3 protein-coding genes are annotated in these 2,923 nt (G+C 74.6%); all 3 read left to right on the top strand.

What is annotated here, in order from left to right; translation table 11 throughout:
* Nucleotides 1-1,541 (top strand): lipid II flippase MurJ (locus FF041_RS19760; RefSeq protein ID WP_153524040.1); only part of this gene is annotated, 1,541 nt, incomplete at its 5' end.
* Nucleotides 1,531-2,271 carry a polysaccharide deacetylase family protein gene (locus FF041_RS19755; protein ID WP_228388411.1) on the top strand — a complete coding sequence of 247 codons (741 nt, stop codon included), beginning with the start codon at nt 1,531-1,533 and terminating at the stop codon, nt 2,269-2,271. The genes FF041_RS19760 and FF041_RS19755, both read left to right, overlap by 11 nt.
* 8 nt (nt 2,272-2,279) lie before the next feature.
* Nucleotides 2,280-2,923: glycosyltransferase (locus FF041_RS19750; protein ID WP_323392207.1), on the top strand; the 644-nt coding region annotated here is incomplete at its 3' end.

The raw sequence follows: 2,923 nt of genomic DNA, 5'->3' as shown, positions 1-2,923 counted from the left end.
CCGCCGCCGTCACCGCCGCGCTCACCGTCGCGGGCGCCCTGCTCGGCCTCGTCCGCGACCAGGCCATCGCCAAGATCTATGGAGCGAGCACCGACAGCGACGCCTTCCTCGTCGCCTGGACCGTGCCCGAGATGGCCGCCACGCTCCTCATCGAGGACGCCATGGCCCTGCTCCTCGTACCCGCGTTCAGCCACGCCATCGCCCTGCGCGCGGCCGGGCGTGCCACCGCACTCCGCGACCCCGTCCGCGACCCCGTGCGCGATCTCGTCGCCGCCACCTTCCCCCGGCTCTTCGCTGTGCTCGCCGCCGTCACCGGGCTGCTGATCCTCTTCGCCCCCCAGTTCGTCGGCGCCCTCGCCCCCGGCTTCCCCGACCCCGGTCTCGCCGTCGACTGCACCCGGCTCGCCGCCCTCACCGTCCTCACCTACGGCATCGCCGGATACTTCAGTGCCGCCCTCCGCGCCCACGGCCGCTTCCTCCCCCCGGCCGCCGTCTACATCGCCTCCAACATCGGCATCATCGGCACCATCCTCCTGCTCGACTCCTGCTGGGGCGTGCGCGCCGCCGCCACCGGAGCCGCCGTCGGCGGGCTGCTGATGGTCCTCGCCCAGCTGCCCGCCTTCGTCCGCGAGGCGGACTGGCCGCCCCTGCGCCCCCGGCCCGCCGGCCGTATCGCCGCCCCCCTCGTCGGCTTCGCGGTGCTCGCCCCCATCGCCCTCTTCGCCGTCAGCCGCCAGTCGCAGGTCCTCGTCGAGCGCTTTCTCGCCTCATCGCTCTCCAGCGGCGCGATCTCCCATCTCAACTACGCGCAGAAGGTCGCCCAGATGCCGATGGTGCTCTCGCTGATGTTCTGCACCGTCACCGTCCCCGCCGTCGCCCAGGCCGTCGCCGAGGGCGACCGGGAACGCGCCCGCCGCCGGGTCGAGAAGGACCTCGCCCTCGCGGGCACGGTCGTCCTGCTCGGCACCTCGCTGATCCTCGGATACGCGCCCCAGATCGTCGAAGTCCTCTTCGAACGCGGCGCGTTCGACCCCCAGGACACCGCGACGACCGCCTCCGTGATGCGGGTGTACGCCGCCGGGCTCATCGGACACACCCTGGTCGGCGCGCTGGGCAGGCCGTTCTTCTCGTCCGGGCGGCCCACCTGGTACCCGCCCGCGGCGATGGCCGTGGGGCTGCTCGTCACCGTCGCCGCCGGATCCGCCGCCGTGGGCCCCTGGGGGGTGCACGGGATCGCCGCCGCCAACGCGGCCGGCATCTGCGTCACCGCCCTGCTGCTGCTGTTCGGGCTCGGCTCCCGGATCGTCCCCATCGAGGTCCGCGCCATCGGCCGCGCGCTCGGCAGGCTCGGCCTGGCCGCTGCCGCCGCCGCGCTCGCCGGACGGCTGGCCGCACCGCTGATCGCCGACGCGCTGCTCAGTCTGGTGCTCGGCGCACTGCTCGTGCCCGCCGTCTTCACCCTCACCGGGCTCGCCGTCCGAGCCCCGGAAGTCGTCCATCTGCTGGCCCTCACCCGACAGAGGATCCGTCATGTCCGCTGACACGGCGACGACGCCCACCGCCGCGCCGACCGCATCCGCCGCACCGTGGATCCTGATGTACCACTCGGTCGCCGATCCGTCCGACGACCCCTACGGCATCACCGTCGCCCCCGACCGGCTCGGCCGCCAGCTGTGCGCGCTGCGCCGTCTCGGCCTCACCGGCGTCGGCGTCGGCACGCTGCTGCGGGCCCACGCGCTGGGCCGGGCCCGGGGGCTGGTCGGGCTCTCCTTCGACGACGGATACGCCGACTTCACCGAGGCGGCGCTGCCGGTGCTGCGGCACCACGGCTGCACGGCCACCCTCTTCGTACTGCCGGGACGGCTCGGCGGCGGCAACGACTGGGATCCCGAGGGGCCGCGTAAACCCCTCCTCGACGAGCGGGGCATCCGCGCCGCCGCCCTCGCCGGGACCGAGATCGGCTCGCACGGGCTCTACCACGTGGATCTCACGGCCGTCGACGACGACGCCCTGCGCCAGGAGACCGGGCGCAGCCGCGCCTGGCTGCACGAGCTGACCGGCAGGGCGCCGGACGGGTTCTGCTATCCGTACGGCACGGTCGACCGCCGGGCGGCGGACGCGGTGCGCGCCGCCGGATACGCGTACGGCTGCGCGATCCGCCCGCCCGCCGGGCTGACCGGACCGTACGCGCTGCCCCGTACCCATGTCAGCCAGGCCGACCGGGGCGTACGGCTGCGGGTGAAGCGGCTCCGCCACCGGCTGGGGATGTGAGCTGGACCGTGAAAGCGCTCCATGTGATCACCGGGCTCGGAGTGGGCGGGGCCGAGCAGCAGCTGCGGCTGCTGCTGCGCCATCTGCCGCTGGAGTGCGAGGTGGTGACGCTGACCAATCCGGGGTCGGTGGCGGACGGACTCCGTGCGGACGGGGTACGCGTCCACCATCTGCGGATGGGCGGCAACCGGGACCTCGGGGCGCTGCCCCGGCTGACCCGGCTGATCCGGCGCGGTCGGTACGACCTGGTCCACACCCATCTGTACCGGGCGTGTGTGTACGGGCGGATCGCCGCCCGGCTCGCGGGGGTCCGCGCCACCGTCGCCACCGAGCACTCGCTGGGCGAGGCGGAGATCGAGGGCCGTCCGCTCACCCGGCCGACGCGGGCGCTCTATCTGGGCACCGAACGGCTGGGGTCGGCGACGGTCGCGGTCTCGCACACGGTGGCGGGGCGGCTGCGGGCGTGGGGGGTGCCCCAGGAGCGGATTCATGTCGTCCCCAACGGCATCGACGCGGCCCGGTTCCGCTTCGATCCGGAGCGGCGTGCCGCCGTCCGCGCCCGGCTGGGCATCGCGCCGGACGCGTTCGTGGTGGGCGGGGTGGGCCGGCTGGTCGCGGGGAAGCGCTTCGACGCGCTGGTACGGGCGGTGGC

The sequence above is a fragment of the Streptomyces jumonjinensis genome, from assembly GCF_009600885.1.
In the GTDB taxonomy this organism is placed as follows: domain Bacteria; phylum Actinomycetota; class Actinomycetes; order Streptomycetales; family Streptomycetaceae; genus Streptomyces; species Streptomyces jumonjinensis.
The sequence above is the reverse complement of the archived record's forward strand: the minus strand, read 5'-3'. Positions and strand labels throughout refer to the sequence as shown.

Coding starts and splice junctions, on each gene's coding strand:
- FF041_RS19755 (WP_228388411.1), top strand. CDS start 1,531: ATGTCCGCTGACACGGCGACGACGCCCACCGCCGCGCCGACCGCATCC.